Origin of the sequence: Alkalibacillus almallahensis, assembly GCF_011761495.1 — a bacterium.
GTDB classification, from domain to species: Bacteria; Bacillota; Bacilli; order Bacillales; family Alkalibacillaceae; genus Alkalibacillus; species Alkalibacillus almallahensis.
The window spans coordinates 34,791-55,237 of record NZ_JAASRU010000014.1; the positions used below are offsets into that span (position 1 = coordinate 34,791).

The 20,447-nt window shown below is 40.0% G+C and carries 19 protein-coding genes; 8 read left to right on the forward strand and 11 right to left on the reverse strand.

Features of this window, described 5'->3' with window-relative positions; genetic code table 11:
• The first annotated feature begins 30 nt into the window (after positions 1-30).
• The 5 genes from metX (at position 31) to FHR85_RS11885 (ending at position 6,210) form a co-directional block, all read left to right on the forward strand.
• Complete coding sequence (metX, locus tag FHR85_RS11865; RefSeq protein WP_167263538.1) at positions 31-1,068, forward strand: homoserine O-acetyltransferase MetX; 1,038 nt, start codon at positions 31-33, stop codon at positions 1,066-1,068.
• A gap of 12 nt (positions 1,069-1,080) precedes the next feature.
• Positions 1,081-2,400, forward strand: a complete 1,320-nt coding sequence (locus FHR85_RS11870) for an O-acetylhomoserine aminocarboxypropyltransferase/cysteine synthase family protein (RefSeq protein WP_167263540.1) — start codon at positions 1,081-1,083, stop codon at positions 2,398-2,400.
• 12 nt (positions 2,401-2,412) lie between these two features.
• Positions 2,413-3,387 (forward strand): homoserine dehydrogenase, encoded by a 975-nt coding sequence (locus FHR85_RS11875; RefSeq protein ID WP_167263542.1) that lies wholly within the window; start codon positions 2,413-2,415, stop codon positions 3,385-3,387.
• Positions 3,388-3,476: 89 nt separating this feature from the next.
• Positions 3,477-4,610, forward strand: a complete 1,134-nt coding sequence (gene yfkAB, locus FHR85_RS11880) for a radical SAM/CxCxxxxC motif protein YfkAB (protein WP_167263544.1) — start codon at positions 3,477-3,479, stop codon at positions 4,608-4,610.
• Between the two features lie 451 nt (positions 4,611-5,061).
• Positions 5,062-6,210, forward strand: coding sequence for a dicarboxylate/amino acid:cation symporter (locus tag FHR85_RS11885; protein ID WP_167263546.1), 1,149 nt, complete (start codon positions 5,062-5,064; stop codon positions 6,208-6,210).
• Between the two features lie 51 nt (positions 6,211-6,261).
• Here FHR85_RS11885 and FHR85_RS11890 read toward each other — a convergent pair whose 3' ends face one another.
• From FHR85_RS11890 to FHR85_RS11910, 5 genes are all read right to left on the reverse strand, one after another.
• Positions 6,262-6,651 (reverse strand): ectoine synthase, encoded by a 390-nt coding sequence (locus FHR85_RS11890; protein WP_167263548.1) that lies wholly within the window; start codon positions 6,649-6,651, stop codon positions 6,262-6,264.
• Between the two features lie 28 nt (positions 6,652-6,679).
• Positions 6,680-7,402 carry an amino acid ABC transporter ATP-binding protein gene (locus tag FHR85_RS11895; protein ID WP_167263550.1) on the reverse strand — a complete coding sequence of 241 codons (723 nt, stop codon included), beginning with the start codon at positions 7,400-7,402 and terminating at the stop codon, positions 6,680-6,682.
• Entirely contained in the window at positions 7,403-8,065 is a 663-nt protein-coding gene (locus tag FHR85_RS11900) for an amino acid ABC transporter permease (RefSeq protein WP_167263552.1), read from the reverse strand.
• 105 nt (positions 8,066-8,170) lie between these two features.
• Positions 8,171-8,953 (reverse strand): transporter substrate-binding domain-containing protein, encoded by a 783-nt coding sequence (locus tag FHR85_RS11905; RefSeq protein ID WP_167263554.1) that lies wholly within the window; start codon positions 8,951-8,953, stop codon positions 8,171-8,173.
• Positions 8,954-9,461: 508 nt separating this feature from the next.
• A complete protein-coding gene (locus FHR85_RS11910; RefSeq protein ID WP_167263556.1) occupies positions 9,462-11,000 on the reverse strand; it encodes a catalase in 1,539 nt (512 codons plus the stop codon).
• A gap of 109 nt (positions 11,001-11,109) precedes the next feature.
• Between FHR85_RS11910 and FHR85_RS11915 the strand changes: the two genes are divergently transcribed.
• Entirely contained in the window at positions 11,110-11,601 is a 492-nt protein-coding gene (locus tag FHR85_RS11915) for a cation:proton antiporter regulatory subunit (protein WP_167263558.1), read from the forward strand.
• 6 nt (positions 11,602-11,607) lie between these two features.
• Positions 11,608-12,762 carry a cation:proton antiporter gene (locus FHR85_RS11920; protein WP_167263560.1) on the forward strand — a complete coding sequence of 385 codons (1,155 nt, stop codon included), beginning with the start codon at positions 11,608-11,610 and terminating at the stop codon, positions 12,760-12,762.
• Positions 12,763-13,106: 344 nt separating this feature from the next.
• Here the strand turns inward: FHR85_RS11920 and FHR85_RS11925 are convergent, their stop codons facing one another.
• The 4 genes from FHR85_RS11925 to FHR85_RS11940 form a co-directional block, all read right to left on the reverse strand.
• Complete coding sequence (locus FHR85_RS11925) at positions 13,107-14,216, reverse strand: mechanosensitive ion channel family protein (RefSeq protein WP_167263562.1); 1,110 nt, start codon at positions 14,214-14,216, stop codon at positions 13,107-13,109.
• A 105-nt stretch (positions 14,217-14,321) separates the two neighbouring features.
• Positions 14,322-14,990, reverse strand: a complete 669-nt coding sequence (locus FHR85_RS11930; protein WP_167263564.1) for a type 1 glutamine amidotransferase domain-containing protein — start codon at positions 14,988-14,990, stop codon at positions 14,322-14,324.
• Positions 14,991-15,064: 74 nt separating this feature from the next.
• Complete coding sequence (locus tag FHR85_RS11935; RefSeq protein WP_167263566.1) at positions 15,065-15,901, reverse strand: manganese catalase; 837 nt, start codon at positions 15,899-15,901, stop codon at positions 15,065-15,067.
• 89 nt (positions 15,902-15,990) lie between these two features.
• A complete protein-coding gene (locus FHR85_RS11940; RefSeq protein WP_167263568.1) occupies positions 15,991-17,478 on the reverse strand; it encodes a spore germination protein in 1,488 nt (495 codons plus the stop codon).
• Positions 17,479-17,564: 86 nt separating this feature from the next.
• Between FHR85_RS11940 and FHR85_RS11945 the strand changes: the two genes are divergently transcribed.
• Entirely contained in the window at positions 17,565-18,074 is a 510-nt protein-coding gene (locus FHR85_RS11945) for a hypothetical protein (RefSeq protein ID WP_167263570.1), read from the forward strand.
• A 253-nt stretch (positions 18,075-18,327) separates the two neighbouring features.
• Here the strand turns inward: FHR85_RS11945 and FHR85_RS11950 are convergent, their stop codons facing one another.
• Positions 18,328-19,305: a hypothetical protein gene (locus tag FHR85_RS11950; protein WP_167263572.1), complete on the reverse strand. Its 978-nt coding sequence runs from the start codon at positions 19,303-19,305 to the stop codon at positions 18,328-18,330.
• 107 nt (positions 19,306-19,412) lie between these two features.
• Entirely contained in the window at positions 19,413-20,306 is an 894-nt protein-coding gene (locus tag FHR85_RS11955) for a diacylglycerol/lipid kinase family protein (protein WP_167263574.1), read from the reverse strand.
• Positions 20,307-20,447: the final 141 nt, after the last annotated feature.

Below are 20,447 nucleotides of genomic sequence, written 5' to 3' on the forward strand. Positions count from 1 at the left end.
TGGTTTTGAAAGCGAAAGGATGACAGCAATATGAACCGAGTCACTGATCGTGTAGTTATTCCGAACGTGACATTAGAGTCAGGGACGTTTCTTGAAGAAATTGAACTTGTTTATGAACGAGCTGGAACAAAAGGTGAACCAATCATCCTCGTGTGCCATGCTTTAACAGGCAATCATATCACAGTAGGTACAGAAGATGACCCTGGATGGTGGCGAGGGTTAATCCATGAAGGAGGTTATGTTGATCTCGATCAATATGAGGTGATCACTTTTAATACATTAGGTGGATGCCACGGTTCTACAGGGCCCTTATCGCTAAGTCCAGAAACAGGTCAGATATATGGTGCTGACTTTCCGAATTTAACGCTCCGTGACTTAGTCGAGATTCAATTTTTAGCTTTGAAGAAGTTAGGTGTTCATCAACTCCATACTGTGATGGGAAGTTCATTAGGAGGCATGCAAGTGCTTGAGTGGGCTGTGATGTATCCGTGGTTTATTAAATCGATTATTCCACTAGCAGTTACTCCTCAGTTCAGTGACTACGCAATCGCGTTTAATCATATTTCGGCTCAAGCGATCCGCCAAGATCCTAATTGGAAGCAGGGAAAAATCCCGAAAGACGGACTTGGTTTAGCACGTTCGATTGGCATGATTACCTATCGTTCTGCGCCGTTATTCCAATCGCGGTTTAACCGAGAGCACGATGGAGATCAATATCAAGTCGCGCATTATTTAAACTATCAGGCAGAAAAAATTGCTGAACGTTTTGATGCGAATAGTTACTTAGTTTTGTTAGAGGCGATGAACAGTCATGACCTTAGTCGAGGACGGGGGGATTTAGAACAAATATTTTTTGATTGGCAAGTCCCTGTATATGCATTCGGTTTTGAACATGACTTGTTATATCCGCCAGAAGATATTCGAAAGTTTATCCAAGATCTTCAAGCATTTGATAAGAAAGCCCATTATATACATGTTGATACAGCATTTGGTCATGATGGATTTTTAGTTGAATTTGATCATTGGGGACCAGAAGTTGAAAAGGTCCTTCAACAAATAGATAAATAAGGAGCGATTAATATGAGTAATCAAGAACAGTATCGAGTCGAAACAATTGGAATTCACGGTGGTTTAGAAGCAGATCCAGCAACAGGAGCACGCGCATTACCGATCTATCAAACGAACTCTTATCAGTTCAATCATACAGAACACGCAGCAAATTTATTTTCTTTACAAGAAGAAGGCTTTATCTATTCACGTATTGGCAATCCGACAGTCGGAGCATTTGAAGATCGAGTGGCTCAGTTAGAAGGAGGCATTGGTGCTTTAGCTTTTTCCAGTGGTATGGCGTCGATTTCAGGTGCGATTTTTAATTTAGCTGAAGCGGGGGATGAGATTGTAGCAGCTTCTACCTTATACGGAGGCACATATAACTTATTCTCAACGACACTGCCTAAACATGGCATTACGACACACTTTGTCGATCCGACTGAACCTGAGAATTTCCGCCAAGCAATTACGCCGAAAACAAAAGCGGTCTTTGCTGAGACGATTGGAAATCCTGGTTTGCACGTGTTGGATATAGAAAAGGTAGCAGAGATTGCGCATGAAGCAGGTGTACCATTAATCGTTGATAATACGTTCCCAACACCTTATTTACTTCGTCCAATCGATTATGGAGCAGACCTCGTCGTCCATTCTGCAACGAAATGGTTAGGTGGCAATGGCACGACACTAGGTGGTGTGTTAGTTGATGCTGGTAAATTTGATTGGAATTCGCCGAAGTTCCCAGGCTTTACGGAACCTGATCCGAGTTACCACGGAATTGTGTATGCTGAAGCACTACCTGAGGCCGCATTTATTACGAAGGCGCGTGTTCAAGTGCTTCGTGATACTGGGGCGACATTAAGCCCGTATAATGCTTTCCAATTAGCGTTAGGGCTTGAAACATTACATGTGCGTATGAAAGAACATGTTGCGAATGCCCATCGCATTGTCGAATATTTAGATCAACATCCAGCGATTGATTGGGTGCTATATCCAGAAAAAGATGACCATCCATCACAGTCATTAGCGGCTAAATATTTACCTAAAGGTGCTGGATCAATCGTGGTGTTTGGTATCAAAGGTGGAAAAGAAGCGGGTGCTTCTGTAATTGATAACGCTCAATTATGGTCGCATTTAGCTAATGTCGGTGATGCGAAAAGTTTAATTATTCATCCAGCAAGTACAACGCATCAACAGTTAAATGAAGAAGAACGCAAAGCATCTGGCGTAACCGAAGATTTAATTCGCTTATCTGTTGGCATCGAACATGTCGATGATTTAATTGCTGACTTAGAGCAAGCGATTGAAACAGCGACTGGCCAAACATCACAGGCAAGTGAGGTTCATTCATAAAGGAGGCTTGTTATGGAGCCGATTCGTGTTGCATTATTAGGTTTTGGGACAGTGGGTCAAGGTGTTTATGATCATATAGAAAAAGAACAACAATCATTAGCGCAAACGTTAAATCGCCCAGTTCAAGTAACGGCTGTTCTCGTCAATGATGAATCGAAACATCGTGACGTGGCGAACCATGTCTTACTCACGACCAATATAGATGATGTGCTAGCTCAACCGATTGATATCGTGGTTGAAGCAATCACAGGGGTTGAGTCAGCGTATCAATACGTCACAGAGGCCATTGAACAGGGATGTCACGTGGTGACTGCCAATAAGGCTATGTATGCAGCAAAAGGCGGGCAGCTACAAGACCTAGCTGAAGAGCATAGGGTGAACGTAAAATACGATGCTGCTGTAGCTGGTGGCATTCCGATTATTGACACGCTAAACCAGATTCATCAACTTGAATCCGTTCATCGTATCGAAGCGATTTTAAATGGAACATCCAATTATATCTTAACCGCGGTTGCTAAAGAGGGATTAACCTTTCATGAAGCGTTAACTCAAGCGACAAAACTCGGTTATGCAGAAGCGGATGCAAGCCATGATATTGATGGATTTGACGCCTTGAATAAAGCCTATATATTAGCCGATTTACTTCGGAAAGATCATCAGGAGATCACAGTCATTCGTCGAAAAGGCCTTGATCAATTGCAATTAGATGAAGCTCTGAATAACCCAACTAATCAAGTATTAAAGCCAATTGTAACGATTGATGCTACATCAGAATCTGCGATTGAGGTTGTTGTTGAGCCGACGTGGGTTGATGAAAGCCATCCACTATCTTCGGTTGATGGCGTACAAAATGCGATTGTTATATCTAGTGATCGACTTGGATCTTTAAAATTAGAAGGAGCAGGAGCAGGTGAGAAACCAACTGCTCATGCGATTGTTCAGGATATTGTCAAAACGGTGAAAGAAGATAATCGTATCTTAGTCTAGTTTTATACAGTATGGGAATTCGTCCGTTAGTACTCTATTCGTTATGTTAGAATGATGATAGATTATGACGTTTAGAAAGGACGAAATTTATGCAATTGAGTAATCAACACCAAGAATTATCACCTAGCTATGATCCGTGGGAAGCGTATATGGACGTTGACGAACACGGAGAACTCGTGCTCTCTAATATTGAATTCACGACAACGCATTTATGTAATATGCGTTGTCGTCATTGTGCGGTTGGCGATACGTTAATGACTCGTGACCCTGACCCACTGCCGATTGATGTACTTTTAAAACGATTAGATGAAGTGCCACATTTACGAACTTTGAGTATTACGGGTGGCGAACCGATGTTATCGAAAAAGTCTGTGGAACAATACGTCGTCCCGTTATTACGTTATGCTCATGAACGTGGGGTTCGCACGCAAATTAATTCTAATTTAACACTGCCTTATGAACGTTACGAGGCTATTGTTCCTTATTTAGATGTCTTGCATATTTCGCATAATTGGGGCACCGTTGAAGAATTTGCGGAAACGGGATTTGCTTTAATGGAACGGAAACCCTCATTCGATAGTCGTGCTATGTTTTTCGATCGGTTAGTTGATAATAGTCAACGCCTTTCTGCAGAAGGTGTGATGGTTTCAGCTGAAACCATGTTAAATGGCCGAACGTACCCACATTTACAAGAAATTCATGAGCATGTCTTACAAATGGGGTGTGCCCGTCACGAGATTCATCCGATGTACCCAGTCGATTTCGCGAAAGATTTAGATACATTATCGCTCTATGAGATGAAACAGGGAATTCGTCATTTACTAGATATTCGTGATCAAGATGTCTGGATGCTTTTCGGGACACTGCCGTTTTATCCATGTAGCCAATCAAATGATGATTTAGAATTACTGCAACGTCTAGATCAAGCGAAAAATGTCACAGTCCGTAATGATCCTGATGGGCGCTCACGATTAAATGTGAATATTTTTTCTGGTGAAGTGACGGTGACAGACTTTGGGGATGAGCCGAGTCTTGGTAACATTCAGCATACGCCATTAGTTGAAAGTTTCGACCGGTGGATGGCATCTAATCTAGCGCAGTCATTGAATTGCCACTGCCCAATGGCGAAATGTTTAGGTCCGAATGTGTTAGTCAAAGACACGTATTATCCAAACGTTGATTTCCAGAAGCGACAGGCTAAAATTTCTCTACAAAATCGATAGTTTTTGATGCAGGGCGGATGGTCATACCATTCGCTCTGTATTTTTGACTCTGTTAGGTTTAGTGGAGATTTTCAAAAAATACAGCACTTAGTTGTTGAATTGTGAGAAGCGAAGGTGGCGACTCCTGCAGGAACAGCACGCGTCTCGAGACCCCACAGGCCATGCTTTTCGGCCGAGGGATGCACCTGCGTCTTCTAGTAACGCTTCGAAGTAGGCTTCCTCGGTGCAAGTTCCAAAGAAGTTGATTCGATGTAGTTGCCTGGCTCGAGCCGTGCCTGCGGAAAGCGTCTACCGAGAGCGGATCGCAATTCAACAACGGACTGTATCAAAGTTTTATCTTTTAACAAATAATCTAATTATTCCGATTATTTAAAATAGCATTGTGATTTCGATTTTAAAACGGTATGATATCCCTTAATACTTATTAGTAGGAAAGGAGTCGACCAATCAAATGAAACTCATATTAAAATTATTAACAGGTATTATTCTCGGTACGATTATTGGATTAATAGGGATTGAATGGTTAACGCGTTCCCTTGTGACAGTCAGTGACCTATTCGGACAGTTTATTGAATTCATGATTCCGCTCATTATTCTATTTTTTATTGCTTCAGGAGTATCCCATTTAGGTCAGAATTCTGGAAAATTAGTTGGACTAACTTTAGGGACGGCTTACACCTCAACCATTTTAGCTGGTACAGCAGCTTTCTTCGTTGCGACGATTATTATGCCGTTCGTGGCACAAGAAGGTACTGCTCCAGAGGAAGGAAGTGCGCCTGAAAGTTTTCTTGATTTAACGATTGATCCGTTAATGGGGGTTATCACCGCGCTAGTGTTAGCATTTACGTTTGGTATTGCTATGGCGAAGCTTAAAAGTGAGGCCTTAATTAAGGTTTTCGATGAAGGTAAGGCGGTCGTTGAATTTGTGATTATGCGTGTAATTATTCCAATTTTACCGTTTTTCATCGCAGGTATATTTACAGAAATGGCTGCTGAAGGCACAGTCTTTGATACATTATCTGTGTTTGGTGTTGTGCTAGTGGTTGCGATTGTCATGCATTGGATATGGTTATCCATTCAATATACGATTGCTGGTTTTTACACGGGCCAAAATCCATTCAAGTTACTCAAGACCATGTTACCAGCCTACTTCACAGGACTTGGAACAATGAGTAGTGCTGCTACAATTCCAGTGACATTAAGGCAAGCAAAACAAAATAATGTGAAAGATGATGTGGCAGATTTTACAGTACCTTTGAGTGCAAATATTCATTTATCGGGAAGTATGATTACCATTGTAAGTTGTACAGTAGCCGTTATGACTGTCATGGACGGTTTTAGTTCACCTGGATTATTTGATATTTTACCAGTTATTGCAACACTCGGTGTGATTATGATTGCAGCACCTGGCGTTCCGGGTGGTGCAATCATGGCAGCAATCGGTATTCTAGGTTCGATGCTCGGTTTTACAGAATCGGCTATTGCCCTTATGATCGCATTGTATATGGCACAGGATAGCTTTGGTACAGCAACAAACGTCACAGGTGATGGCGCGATTGCATTGTTAGTCGATCAGTTCACAAGTAAGATGAAGAGTTAAAAAAAGTGCTAGATTGCTGAAGCTTAGCAATCTAGCACTTTTAATTTTTTATTAATCTTCATCAACCGGATAAACACCATTTTCGTCATGCACTTCTTTACCTGAAAGTGGCGGGTTAAAGACGCAAACAACGCGCATATCTTCTTTGCCACCACGAAGTAAATGTTCATCATGCTCGTCTAGTGAATAAACGGTACCTGGTGTGATTTTGTATACTTTGTTATCTTTAAGTGTTTCAACCTCACCATCGCCTTCGATGCAGTAAACTGCTTCTAGATGGTTTTGATACCAAATATGTGTCTCTGTTCCGGCTTTAATCACCGTGTCATGTAGAGAAAAGCCCATACCATCTTGCTTTAATAGCAGGCGACGACTGTCCCAGTTTTCCCCTCTAACGTCATTTTCTGTTCCGATAATGTCTTGTAATTTAACTGTTTTCATAGTGTAAGAATCCCCTTCCTATATTTATCTATAAAATTTTACTTAAAAACTCTTGTGTTCGTGGGTTTTGTGGTGATTCAAAGAGCTGTTGAGGTTTTCCTTCCTCCATCACAACCCCTTCATCCATAAACATCACGCGATCACCAACTTCGCGAGCGAAGCCCATTTCGTGTGTGACAACGACCATCGTCATCCCTTCACGAGCTAGGTCTTTCATAACTTCAAGAACATCGCCAACTAATTCTGGATCTAAGGCAGAAGTCGGCTCGTCGAATAACATGACTTTAGGTTCCATGGCTAATGCACGAGCGATTGCTGCCCGTTGTTTTTGTCCACCTGATAAACTATCAGGGTATTCATTCGCCTTATCAGCAAGGCCTACCTTTTCAAGGAGTTGGGTACCTAATTCATTTGCTTGATTTGCATCTAGTTTTTTAACTTTAGTTGTTCCTAATGTCACGTTTTCTAGAACTGTTTTATGAGGAAATAGGTTAAAATGTTGAAAAACCATTCCTACCTGAGCACGTAATTGATTGATATCTGTCCTAGGATCATTAACCGTTTCTTTGTCTATGGTGACTTCACCTGATGTAATATCTTCTAATAGGTTGAGACAGCGTAAAAATGTACTTTTACCTGAACCCGACGGACCAATGACACAAACAACTTCGCTCTCATCAACTTTTGCATCAATTCCTTTCAGCACTTCATTTTTACCGAAAGACTTGTGTAAATCCTTAACTGTAATCATCTAGACATCCAACTTCCTTTCGACACGACGTAAAATAAGTGATGTTGGAACCGTAATCATCAGATAGATTATACAAACCATCACGAGGGTTTCGAACACTTCAGCTGTTGCATTGTAGTATGTACGGCCTTGGTATAATAGTTCGTTTACTGCAATAACCGAAAATAAGGAAGTGTCTTTTAAGCTAATGATAAATTGATTCCCTAATGGTGGAATCATCCGTTTAAAGGCTTGTGGCCAAATAATATAACGCATGGTCTGTTTTTCTGTTAAACCAATGGCTCGTCCCGCTTCAAACTGTCCACGGTCAATTGAATAGACAGCTCCACGAACAATTTCTGCTATGTATGCACCAGCATTTAAAGTGATGGCGATGATTGCAGCAGTTAAACCACTGATATTCACCCCAATTAAATCCTCAGAAATACCAAAATAGATAAAGAGGACTTGAGCAAGAATTGGAGTACCACGGACCACCTCAACAAATACAGTAGTAATACCATAAATGATACGGCTCTTAGAAAGGCGCCCTAAGCCTGCTAATGCCCCTAAAATGAAACCAAAAATTAAACCGGTGATGGTAATGATTAATGTTAGTTTTAACCCTTCTATTAAGAAGGGAAGTGAGTTAATATAGGGTGAATCCATGATTGTATCGATCATAAATGCATCGCTCCTTTATAGACTCATCCAGTTCAATAATAAGAAGAAAAGCGTAACAAGCATGACCTTGTTACGCTTGATTGTGATTAGGTCTTAGTTGGATTTTTATTGAAATTCTTCTGGCGGTTCTTCACCAAACCATTCTTGATAGATCTCTGCATATGTTCCATTATCAATGATTGTTGCAAGAGCTTCGTTAACTGGCTCTACTAAGTCCGATCCTTCAGGAAAGGCGATGCCATATGGTTGACCTTGCTGTAAATCGCCAACTGTTTTTAAAGAATCCGGAGCATTCTCTTTAATATAATATTGAACGTTTGGTAAGTCGTAGAATACCGCATCTAAACGGTTGGCTTCCAAGTCCATATAGGCTGTGACGATTTCAGGAAATGCTGTAACATTCGCATCTGTTTCATCATTTAAAAAGGCTTCACTTGTTGAGCCTTGGCGCGATCCAATATCCATACCATCCACATCATCAATGGATTCGATGTCTGAGTCCTGTGGAACAGCTAGGATTAAACCTGAATCGTAGTATTTATCCGAGAAGTCCATGTTTTCATCACGGTCATCAGTGATAGAAATTCCGGCAATTCCCATATCATGTCTTTCTGAACGCATTGAAGCTAATAAACCATCGAAGTTCATTGTTTCGTATTCTACTTCAAACCCTGCCTCATCGGCTATAGCATTTAATAAGTCAATGTCGAAACCTTCCATTTCACCAGTGTCAGGATTTAAATACTCAAAAGGTTGAAAGTTAGCGTCTGTTGCGACAGAGAATGTTTTACCTTCAACACCTTCTCCTGAGCTTCCATCATCGGAACCACAGGCTACTAAAGTGAATAATGTTACTAAAGTAACTAAACTTAGTATCCATTTTTTCATCTGCTTATGTACCCCCTAAATTTTTCAATCTGACTATTATTTTCTCATTATATGCACAAGTTTGGAAAATAGAATTAATCATTATAATTATGAATTATCAGATATTTATAACGATTTTCTTACCCTCAACTCATTTATTTCTAAAATAGCGTTAATTTCTTGTAGTATTCTTTTATTTAATCTAAATTTAGTTAATTTAAGAAAAACAAAAAAGATGTTGGCACAAAAGAATAATTAGCTATACAAAAGACGAATATTTGAAATTATCACAGATGAGTAGTAACAAAGCGAAATCAAAACACGTAGACGCCTGTGGGAACAGCACGCGTCTCGAGACCCCACAGGCCACGCCTTTCTGGCCGAGGAGGCTCGAGCCGTGCCCACGGCAAGCGAAGTGTTTTGATGGAGCGTCATTCAAGCAGAAAACCCGAACGATTTATTTTTTAATTAAATCGTTCGGGTTTTGCCTTGCATTATAAACTTTTGTCCCAACCTCGTTTATAAAGGCTTAATAAGGGTCGGAAGGGTGAGCGATGTCATCTGAATTTAATTCAGGTGCAGGTGTTGCGTTTGGATCGTTTAAGCCCTGAGCGACACGTTTTCCATATTCTGAGTCAGCTTTCGTTAGGTTTTCGATCATATGATTTTGAATGGTTTCATGACATTGAGATAAAGCATTAACCAAGTTACTGATCAATTCATTCTGTTCCCATTCATTCATGCGGCGGTAAGTTTCACCTGCCTGGCCAAAGTGGTTTTGCCGTTCAATCGGGTCACGGACAATATTACCTTCCACATAAGGTTCGTGTTCCTGGCCAGGATTCTCGGCTTCCCGGTATCCATCTAGCGCTGAAGGTTCGTAGTTAATGTGCGGGTTTTTGTCCTCAGCATAATCTGTGCGGTAATCCATTTGACCACCGTTTTGGTTGGTGCGAATCCCTTTTATTGGACTGTTAATCGGTAATTGTAAGTAGTTTGCGCCGACACGATAACGCTGAGTATCGGAGTAGGAATAGGTTCTACCTTGTAATAGTTTGTCATCTGAGAAGTCGAGGCCATCGACGAGTACGCCTGTCCCGAATGCAGACTGTTCCACTTCAGCATGATAATTTTTCGGGTTATCATTTAACACCATTTTACCGACTTTATGCCAAGGGAATTGGTCACGATACCACAGTTTAGTCGGATCGAGAGGGTCGAAATCGAGCTCTGGATGCTCGCCTTCTTCCATGATTTGAACGTATAATTCCCACTCAGGGTAATTGCCTTCTTCAATGGCGTTAAACAAATCTTCTGTGGCATGATTAAAGTTTTCGCCTTGGATCTGGTTCGCTTCCATTTGTGTTAGGTTTTTAATACCTTGAACGGGTTCCCAGTGGTATTTAACTAAGACAGCTTTTCCTTCAGCATTCACCCATCTATAAGCGTGGACACCTGATCCTTGCATGTGACGATAATTCGCAGGAATGCCCCAAGGTGAAAACAGGAATGTAATCATATGGGTCGCTTCAGGTGATTGACTGACGAAATCCATAATCCGTTCAGGGTCTTGAATATTGGTGACAGGATCGGGTTGAAAGGCGTGAACAAAATCAGGGAACTTAATGGGATCACGAATAAAGAAGATTTTTAGATTATTGCCGACTAAGTCCCAATTACCATCTTCCGTATAAAATTTCACAGCAAAACCTCGGGGATCTCGTAATGTTTCAGGAGAATGTTTGCCGTGATTAACAGTGGAAAATCGGACAAAGACAGGTGTTTGTTGACCTTTTTCAAATACCTTAGCTCGAGTGTATTTTGATAGAGGTTCACCGTCTATTTCACCATAAGATTCAAAGTAGCCATAAGCACCAGCACCGCGTGCATGAACAATACGTTCGGGTATTTTCTCACGATCAAAGTGACTGATCTTTTCAAGAAAATCGTAGTTTTCAAGAACCATTGGGCCTCGTTTGCCGACGGTTCGGGCGTTTTGATTATCCGTGACAGGGTGACCTTGCTGGTTCGTCAACGTTTCTTTTTGATGATGTTTTTTCATATTCATAACCTCCTTACTAATCACGTCATTAGTATGAACAATTGATTAAAACTTATTAGCCAATGGGAAAAATTCTATATATAATAGGAATAAGAAGAAATAGAGGAGGCACGTTATGCAATTTCATGAAACAGAATTACCAGGTGTCGGTAAGAAAATCACCTTTAAAAATAGTGAAGGAATTTATACTGTGATGATTTTACATCATAGTGGGAAACGTGAATTTTATTATTTAGAGGATGATGACGATGATGAACCTTTATTTTCGACAACATTGACTTCAGAGGAAACGAAAGAGTTGGCGATTAAATTGCTTGGAAGTCGTGAGGAAACGCCTGAAGATGATGCTTACGATCAAATGAGTCTCGTTCGGAAAAAGGCATTAGTTAACTGGGTGGATATTAAACAAGGTTCATGCATGATTGAACGGTCAGTTGGTAGTGCTCAAAACTTGAGTGAAAACGAAGTATCAATTGTTGCTATTTTCCGTGAAGATGAACTGCTGTCCAAACCTGCTGATGATGTGGTGATTCATGAAGGCGATACTTTAATGGTACTTGGCCGGAAAAAAGCGGTCGAAGAATTCGAAAAGACTTGCAAGGAATAGTATCTCATGGACCTACCAGAGATGTTGTCAGCAGGGTTACTGTTATTATTATTATTTGTAGTCGGTTTTGTCTCGCTTAAAATTAAGGTTCCTAATGTGATCACGTTCTTATTTGTAGGATTGGTAATTGGGGGATTGATTGAGGATTCACATATATTAGGTTTTGCTGGAGAAGTAGGCATTATTTTATTGTTCTTTATGTTAGGGATGGAATTTCCCTTAAAACAGTTAAGTCAAGTAGCAAGGAAAGTATTTAAAGCTGGCATTCTTGATGTCATACTCAGTTTCGGTGTGGCTATGGGCATTGCTTTGATGTTCGGTGTCGACTGGATTACGGCGATGCTGATTGGTGGTGTAGCTTATGCGACCAGTTCGTCAATCACCGCGAAATTACTAGAGGGCAGTAAGAGAATGGCGAACAAAGAATCTGAATTTATGTTAGGGTTGTTAATCTTTGAAGATATCGTTGCACCTGTTTTGGTCGCTGTTTTAGTTGGTTTAACGGCTGGTTCTGCGGTTACAGCTGGTTCAATCACCTTGATTCTGTTACAAGTATTACTACTTATGGCAGGAGCCATTCTCCTATCGTTATGGGTGATGCCGAAGTTTCGACCCTTTGTTGACCGTTATATGAACGAAGACTTTTTCGTACTGTTTGTCATAGGCTTAGCCTTAACATATGGTGGCTTAGCGTTATACTTAGATCTTTCTGAAGTGTTGGGTGCCTTTTTGGCTGGAATTGTATTAGCGGAGTTAAAACGGACAGAAGAAATGGAACATTTAGTCATAAACTTTCGTGACTTATTATTACCTTTGTTCTTTGTTTATTTCGGTACGAATATTGAATTAACAGAAGGGATCCCCATGGTTCCGTTGTTATTGATCCTATTAATTTGGTCTATTATTGCTAAACTAGCAGTAGGTTATTGGGGCGGACAATCATATGGGATGTCAAAACGTGTTTCTTTAAGAGCAGGGTTATCCTTTACACAGCGCGGTGAATTTTCGATTATTATCGCTGCTTTAGCATCACAGGAGATCGCGGCGTTTAGTAGCGTGTTTATCTTAATGTCAGCTTTAATTGGTGTCGTTTTATTCCAAAACGCACCGAAAATCGCCAATCGATTTTTCCCTAAAAAACCTAAAGCACAGTCGACATAATATATAAGAAACTGAGAAAAAAGGATATTTAATTGTGCAAAAGATGAATGTTAGCAAAACATATTAGTTAAGCAAATATGAAGCGGAATCAAAACACGTAGACGCCTGTGGGAACAGCACGCGTCTCGAGACCCCGCAAGCCCCGCTTTTGGGCTGAGTAGGCTCGAGCCGTGCCCCGGTAAAGGAAACACAGCGATTGCGTCAGCAGAGCTGATGTTGAGCTTATGTCACGTAGAACCAAGCGAAGTGTTTTGGTGGAGCGTTATTTAAGCAAAGACCCGAACGATTTTTTCAATTAAATCGTTCGGGTCTTACTTTGCTTTATGAGGTTTTGTCCCATTCTCTTATTTATCTTGGTTAAATGGTTTAGCCATACGTTCAATGGATTCATCTTCCGCATCCAAATATAATGTTCGTGTTGGAAAGGCAACAGACACATCTTCTTCTGATAATATGTCCATGATTTGTAGGTTAATATCTTCTTTAATTTTGACGTGCTCTTCCCACTCCGTAGTTTTCGTAAAGAAATAGAGCATAATATCTAAACTGCTATTGTTATATTCAGTGAATCTTACCACAATGGTTTCTGGATGAATACCATCATGATTCTCTAAGAGTTCACGAATACGCTCAACTACGGTTTCAAGTTTTTCTTTCGGTGTACTATACTCAACTCCTAAATTAAAGTAAATACGACGTTTACCCATTTCACTCCAGTTTGTGATTGGTTCGTTTGATAATGTTGCATTAGGAATTGTGACGAGTGATTCGGCGAATGTTCTCACTCTTGTACTTCTGAATGTGATGTCTTCAACGATACCCTCAACACTAGGTGTTTCAATCCAATCATCCATCGTGAACGGCTTTTCGGTGATAATCACAACACCACCAAATAAGTTTTTGATGACCTCTTGAGCTGCAAGAGCAAAGGCTAGTCCACCTAAACCTAGTCCTGCTACAAAGCCACTTACTTCATAGCCGAATTCTTGAGCGATGATACTGAAACTGATGGCGATGACAATAAATCGAATCGCTTTAGATATAAAAGGGATTAAGATTTGATCAATCTTTAAGCTGATCCTGTCGTTAATTTTCATCAAGATTAATGAAGAACTAGAAGCTAAATTATATAGTCCCCAAGTAATGACGATAATAACGGATGAACGGATGAAGTGCCTAAACAATTCATTATCTTGTTCGAGGAATGGAACATAATGAACGGCAATATAAACCCCGACAATAACGAATAACCATCCGACTGGTTTTTCGTAGGATTTAACAATATAATCAAGTAAATCAGATTTAGTTTTATGTGTGACAGCTAGAATTAATTTAAAAATATATTTTGCGAACAATCCTTTTGCGACTAAAAAGCCGAGAAATATGGCACCCGCAATCATTAAGCTATACCAATGGTCATAATGAATTATGTATTCCCAAAATCGCCAGTTCATATTGAGAGCTCCTTGTGATCATGCTTTTAATGCTAAATTTATCATACTACAGCGTTAAAAAAACTTAAAGGCTACTCCTTAAAATAAGAAGTAGCCTTTGGATTATTAGGATACTGTTTGTGCTTCAATCGCACGGATAAAACGATCAGCTGTTGAACCACTGGATTGTGGGTTTTGACCTGTGATAAGGTTATGATCGCGAACTGAATAATCGCTCCACTTATCACCTTGTTCAAAGTTTGCACCTTTTTCACGCAATTTAGATTCAAGCATGAATGGCATGTGTTGATCTAATTGCATTTCTTTTTCCTCTTCATCTGTAAAGGCTGTTAGGTTTTTGTCTTTCACAATAGGTGTGCCATCTTCATAGGTCACATTGACTAACCCAGCTGGGCCGTGACAAACAGAACCGATGACTTTATCCTTTTCAGCGTATTGCTGTAAGACATATTGTAAGGTTTCACTATCTGGTAAGTCGAACATGGTGCCGTGTCCACCTGGTAAGAAGACACCATCAAATGCATTCGCATCTGCTTTGGATAATTGCTCGGTATTTTCTAAAGCTGTTTCAGCAGCCTTCCATTCAGGTCGATCTTCAATGCTATTTGGATCAAGTGGGACCTCGCCACCTTTAATACTTGTTACTTTCACATCATATCCTTGCTCTATAAACTTAAGATAAGGAACCGCGAATTCTTCTAGCCATAATCCTGTTTTGTGATCTTCTGTGATCGTTTCGTGATTAGTTAAAATCATTAAGATTGAATTTGCCATGATGATTCCTCCTTTTCTAATTACCTTTGTAACACGGTTGTTTAGCATGATTCAAAAAGTATGCTTGAATAGTTTTAGCAAAGTTGCGGTGGAATATTGAAATTCGTATTAAATGTATAAGGTGGTGCTGGTGGAATGGAAGGGATGCCTCCATAAGCTGGTGGATTAGGCACGTAATTAAAGTAAGAGCAGCCGTCAATACTTGGTCCGTGAGCCCAACGCCCTTCAGCACTTGCATTGCCTTGTGAAAAGTTGTAGAAGTCATAGGCAACTGACTTCAATTCTTGATTAGAAGGGAAGGTCGATGGAACCACGACACCTTCGCGTTCTTCAAGTTCTTGTAAAGCGGCTAACCACATATTCTGGTGCATGCGATCTCGAGCAATTAAGAAAGATAACATATCTTTCACACCACGATCGTTCGTCATTTCATATAAACGAGTGGCTTGGAGACGTCCTTGTGATTCTGCCATAACATTCGCACGAAAATCCGCAATCAAATTACCACTTGCTCCAATATAATCTGCCGTCCAACTGTTACCATTACTATCTTGTGGCATGGCGCCAAGCCCTGAGACAATGGCATGCTGGGGATCCATACCCCCAATAATCGCTGCCATAGCAGGATCTTCAGAAGCTTGCTCGAGTGTGCCTGCTGGTGCATCATCTAATAGACGGGCAATCATGGTCGCTAACATTTCAACGTGTGCAAGTTCTTCTGTCCCGACGTCATAGAGTAAATCCTTATATTTTCCTTCCATACGCAAATTGAATCCTTGGAATAAGTATTGCATCGCAACTGAAATTTCCCCATATTGCCCACCTAAAATTTCTTGAAGGCGCCTTGCAAACAAAGGGTTAGGTCGTTCAGGTTTAGCTTCGAACTGTAATTCCTTCACATGATAAAACAATAGATGTCACTTCCTTTTCCTCCAGTGTCATTCTATATCTATGGGTATGTGAAGATGGTTTGTCCCTATTCTTTTACTTATCAAGATTATTAAAGCAGTTTGCGTTTGGGTTTTTGCCTAGTTGGATCCGTTGTGTGTAAGATACTTGGTCTTAAATCATTGTATGGAATAGGTGAACGGAACAGCGTTAATAAAAACGCGCGACCATCAAACGGGATAAATGGCCATAAAAATGGAACATCAAGCGTTTTGGTTTTTATTAACAAGAGAATCCACAACGTTATAATTATGATAAAACCTGTCGAGCCAAAAGCAGCAGCCCCTGTTAGAAACAGTAACCTAAAAATTCGATTAGCAAGACCCATTTCATAACTTGGTGTCGCGTAACTCCCGATGACTGCAGCAGCAATATATAGAATCACTTCATGTGTGAACAGACCGACTTCTACTGCGATCTCCCCAATAAGAATAGCTGAAACAAGTCCGAGTGCAGTTGCCAGAGCACTTGGTGTATGAATCGCTGCCATCCTTAATATCTCGACCCCAACTTCAGCCAGTAAGAACTGAATATAAATAGGAATTTGTCCAGGTTGTTCAATGCCAATGAATTGAAAACTTTCGCCTCCTAATTGTTGATCTGTTGCGAGTAAATACCACATAGGTAATAGAAAGAGTGCTATGAGAATGGCCGCAAATCGAATCCAACGTAAGAACATCCCGACAACAGGTGCTTGCCGATATTCCTCAGCATGTTGCAAATGATGCCAAAAAGTCGTTGGACAGATCATGACACTCGGTGACCCATCGACAATGATTAAGACATGCCCTTCCAATAAATGAACGCTTGCTGTGTCACTACGTTCGGTATAACGGACGAGTGGATAAGGATTTAGTCGCTTACCAAATATATATTCTTCAAGTGTTTTCTCTCCCATGGATAAACCGTCGACTTCAATGGTTTCAATGGATTGGGTAAGTTTGTCTACTATATCCTGATCCGCAATACTATCGATATAAGCAATGGCAACATCCTTCTTCGACCGTGTACCCACTTGCATATATTTCATATTAAGGGAACGATCGCGAATATGACGACGTATAAGACCAGCATTGAAGACAATGGTTTCGACAAAACCATCGCGTGGACCACGTACAACTCTCTCTAGGTCAGGTTCTTGAGGTGAACGTATGGAATATTCTCGTGTATCGACTAAAATGGCTTCATCACAATCTTCAATAATGAAAGCAGCCTGACCTGACAGAACTTGAGTGATGACCGTTTCGAGATCATCTGTTGTTTCAATTTCTTGGTGCGGAATAATGGACTGAGTTAACGTATCAATTGGGTCTTTTTCCAAATCAGATGTTTCCACATTATTTAAACTTTTAATCGTTTCAACTAAAGAATAATTATTAGCAAAGCCGTCTACATAGAATAGAGCCATTTTTCGTTCGGCGTGGACGAGTTGATGATGAATAACATCAAAATTGTCATCAACACGTAACTGTTCAGTTAAAAATTGAACGTTTTTCTTAAAATCTTTATAGACGGGATTGGATTTGTCCTGTGTTCCCATGTGTTCACCTTCTTCATAAATGCTTAATGTTAGTATGAAGAGGGTATGAAAAACTTATACGTGATGGTGTAAAGAGAGGGGTTTGTATGAAGTCTATATTTCGAATAGGAATTGTTTTATTTTACCTACCTGCCATATTCGGATTTGGTGAAGCGGGGAGGACGGGGTCAAATCACGAGCTACTCGTATACAGTTTATTGTTCGGTTTATGTTTAATTCAAGTTGGACTAGTAGGCTATTGGCGTTATGAATCGTCTAAAATATGGCGTGTTAGTTTGTTTATTTTATGGATCGGGATTCCGTTTCTTATGATTAGCCAGTTCGTCTCGTTGTTGGATTTAGCTCATGAGGTTGAGCAAAACGTGTTGTCTCAACATGGAATATTATTACCCATTGGCATATTGTCATTAGGATTTCCAGTCGGATTGATGTTATGGGGCTATGCTATTAATCGAGATCTAACACCATTAGGATTAGGTTTATCAATATCGGCTTTAATCATGGCAACAGGCTTACTGTTAACGCCGATGATCCACCACATTGGCATCATACTCGTTTCAATTTGCTTATATGGATTATCGAATAGGATGTTTTAGTAAAAAATTTTTTAAGTTAAGTGTTGATTTTAATTAATTTATGACTCAGTTGTTGAATTGCGAGGAGAGAAGGTGGCGACTCCTGCGGGAATAGCACGAGTCTCGAGACCCCGCAGGCCACGCATTTGGGCCGAGGAGGCTCGAGCCGTGCCCGCGGAAAGCGTCCACCGAGAGCGGATCGCAATTCAACAACGGAATTTAACAGCCCCACATAAAAAATCTCCCGGGAAGTTCCCGAGAGATTGTGGATTTATTAGTTTGTGCCACCCATATCTTGCATCATCATATCATTCATCATCTGATTTAATTCTTCAAAACTAATCGTTTCTTCATTTTCCGGATCGATACTAAATTCAACATCTCCATTACGGTTGCTGTAAGTCGTTTGTACATTCGTGTAAAACTGCATCGATTCATCTGATTCTGGATCTTCAAATAACAGATCAGCTTCAAGAGTATTTTCTTGGACTTGGTCATCTTCAATCACCATTGACATATCAAATTGTTCAACGGTTAAAACCTCATCCATTTCTTTCATCATCGTATCGAAATCTTGATTAAATGTATCTACCTCTTCTTGAGTGAACATTTCATCAAACTCTTCCATGAAGGCCTCCATTAAGTAACGGAAATCTTCTTTTGTAATTGAGACAGAATAACGATTTTCTTCTTGTGTGAAGTCACCTTCATCTTTTTGTTCAATGAAATCTTTAAAAATCGCCTGACTGCGTTCTTGCATTTCTTCTTGCTCCATCTCAGGCATATCTTCACCTTCGACACCTTGCATATTCTGTAAATCCATTTTAACAAGCTTTCCTTTAGCTTCTTCAGGAATTGGGAACATCATCCCTAAATTATCAGCTAGGCTATCTGTTCTCATATACATAACCTGGTTTTCTAGGTCTTGTAAGAATGGAAGTTTAACATCAAGAGATAATGGCGGAATCGAACCGCTAATATCCATAACTACTTCTTGCATTTGTGCTTCTTGATCATATGCTTGATCAACTTGTAGTTCAAAGTCATTTAACATACTCGTAACTTGGTCAAACATTGGATCATTCATATTGCCACTTAATTCAAAGTCCACTGTTGATGACGATTCATAACTTTCAGCGTTCATCATGTTATCGAATGCGTCAGCGACAACTTCCTTATTGCTACGTTCATCACCACATGCTGCTAACACAACAAATAATACTAACACAGCTGTGAGTAATACTTTTTTCATTTTGTTACCCCTCTCCTAAATAATGACAACTTAATCATACCACATTTTCAGCTCATAAAGTGTTGAAAACAGTAAATTCTTTTTATAAAAATTTTAACAGTATTTTGCTATACGGTGGAGCTAGTGATGAACGTTAATTTCTTTTTGCCTGCTGTAATATGTGCTGGGGTTTGGATATAATTTTCGCCATCTGTATCGACTTCTAATGTTTGATCGGATCGAATGACAATGTCTTTTGCTTGAAAGTGACGAATTTGATTAAGTGGTTTCGTACGACTGAACACATTTTTAAGTGACAGCCATTCTTTAATGGTGTTCATGTTGGATTCTTCAACAATGACAATATCTAAGCGTTCATCGCTAATGTCTATGGTTTCAATCGGGAAATGATGTGTTCCAATGAAAAATCCATTCATCACAAGTAACATCGCTGCATCGATTTCATAGTCTTCACCGTCAGCTGTGACATAAAATCGTTTCGTATCGCCTGCTTGAAAGGACTGAATCGCACTAATGAAATAACTTAAGGTCCCGAATGATTCCTTCAACTCTTGGTCAATACCTTCAGAGGCATCAGTAATCAGACCCATCCCAGCAAAGTTTGTGTAATAGTGATTGTTAATTTGAGTAATATCGACTTCTTTTGTCTCATTCTGATTAATGACAGGTCCAAATTTTTTGAGGTTCTGGGGTAGTCCAATTGTCCGTGAAAAATCGTTACATGTACCTCCAGGTAGTAACAAAATAGGTGGCACGTCATTTAGTTCGGCAAGTTCGTTAACGGCTGTATGTAGAGTGCCATCGCCTCCGTACAGGATTAATAAATCATACTGGGAAACCGTATGGCAGCGATTTTTTAATTCTTGCTCTGATTCTGTTTGAACAAGATCGATATCTTTAATTTGTGTTGCTAATATTGGCATGATTTGTTTTAACATGGTTTCTTTTTCTTGAGCATTTTTATTGCCATTAAATAAAAATATAGCGTGACGGTAGTGCATGTAATCACCTCTGTGTAGTATGAATTCCCCTTTTGATAAATTTGAAACGGATTAAAAACCGGATGTCGTCATAGGAAAATTCATCTATTCGTTCATTTCACTATAAACTGTATATAAGGATTATTATAGTTTTTTGAATAT

Excerpts from the sequence above, each read along its gene's own strand:
- FHR85_RS11920 (WP_167263560.1), top strand. The coding sequence starts at position 11,608 with ATGGACCTACCAGAGATGTTGTCAGCAGGGTTACTGTTATTATTATTA.
- FHR85_RS11885 (WP_167263546.1), top strand. The coding sequence starts at position 5,062 with ATGAAACTCATATTAAAATTATTAACAGGTATTATTCTCGGTACGATT.
- FHR85_RS11950 (WP_167263572.1), bottom strand. The coding sequence starts at position 19,305 with ATGAAAAAAGTATTACTCACAGCTGTGTTAGTATTATTTGTTGTGTTA.
- metX (WP_167263538.1), top strand. The coding sequence starts at position 31 with ATGAACCGAGTCACTGATCGTGTAGTTATTCCGAACGTGACATTAGAG.
- yfkAB (WP_167263544.1), top strand. The coding sequence starts at position 3,477 with ATGCAATTGAGTAATCAACACCAAGAATTATCACCTAGCTATGATCCG.
- FHR85_RS11925 (WP_167263562.1), bottom strand. The coding sequence starts at position 14,216 with ATGAACTGGCGATTTTGGGAATACATAATTCATTATGACCATTGGTAT.
- FHR85_RS11940 (WP_167263568.1), bottom strand. The coding sequence starts at position 17,478 with ATGGGAACACAGGACAAATCCAATCCCGTCTATAAAGATTTTAAGAAA.
- FHR85_RS11945 (WP_167263570.1), top strand. The coding sequence starts at position 17,565 with ATGAAGTCTATATTTCGAATAGGAATTGTTTTATTTTACCTACCTGCC.
- FHR85_RS11905 (WP_167263554.1), bottom strand. The coding sequence starts at position 8,953 with ATGAAAAAATGGATACTAAGTTTAGTTACTTTAGTAACATTATTCACT.
- FHR85_RS11900 (WP_167263552.1), bottom strand. The coding sequence starts at position 8,065 with ATGATCGATACAATCATGGATTCACCCTATATTAACTCACTTCCCTTC.
- FHR85_RS11890 (WP_167263548.1), bottom strand. The coding sequence starts at position 6,651 with ATGAAAACAGTTAAATTACAAGACATTATCGGAACAGAAAATGACGTT.
- FHR85_RS11915 (WP_167263558.1), top strand. The coding sequence starts at position 11,110 with ATGCAATTTCATGAAACAGAATTACCAGGTGTCGGTAAGAAAATCACC.
- FHR85_RS11910 (WP_167263556.1), bottom strand. The coding sequence starts at position 11,000 with ATGAATATGAAAAAACATCATCAAAAAGAAACGTTGACGAACCAGCAA.
- FHR85_RS11875 (WP_167263542.1), top strand. The coding sequence starts at position 2,413 with ATGGAGCCGATTCGTGTTGCATTATTAGGTTTTGGGACAGTGGGTCAA.
- FHR85_RS11870 (WP_167263540.1), top strand. The coding sequence starts at position 1,081 with ATGAGTAATCAAGAACAGTATCGAGTCGAAACAATTGGAATTCACGGT.
- FHR85_RS11930 (WP_167263564.1), bottom strand. The coding sequence starts at position 14,990 with ATGGCAAATTCAATCTTAATGATTTTAACTAATCACGAAACGATCACA.
- FHR85_RS11955 (WP_167263574.1), bottom strand. The coding sequence starts at position 20,306 with ATGCACTACCGTCACGCTATATTTTTATTTAATGGCAATAAAAATGCT.
- FHR85_RS11895 (WP_167263550.1), bottom strand. The coding sequence starts at position 7,402 with ATGATTACAGTTAAGGATTTACACAAGTCTTTCGGTAAAAATGAAGTG.